The organism is Rhizobium ecuadorense (assembly GCF_001187535.1).
In the GTDB taxonomy this organism is placed as follows: domain Bacteria; phylum Pseudomonadota; class Alphaproteobacteria; order Rhizobiales; family Rhizobiaceae; genus Rhizobium; species Rhizobium ecuadorense.
The window spans coordinates 1-218 of sequence record NZ_LFIO01001051.1; the positions used below are offsets into that span (position 1 = coordinate 1).

Consider the following 218-nt stretch of genomic DNA (forward strand, 5'->3'; position numbering starts at 1 on the left):
ATGCTGCCGTCAGTCCGCCAACGATAGCGGTACAGGAGGCCACGATTGACGCCTATCGCTTCATCAGCCGCAATCCCGACTATAACATGTGGAGCAACCTCGATGCTGCGCTGCCCGGTATCAAGCGTGATTTGGCCGAGTTGATCGATTGCACGCCAGACGAGATTGCGCTCAACCGGAATTCCTCGGAAGGCCTTTCGGCGGCGATTTTTGGAATA

At 56.0% G+C, this 218-nt stretch carries 1 pseudogene; it reads left to right on the plus strand.

The annotated features are described in order from the left end of the window. Window positions 1-218 (plus strand): annotated as a pseudogene (locus AF337_RS18835) (aminotransferase class V-fold PLP-dependent enzyme); the annotation flags it as partial.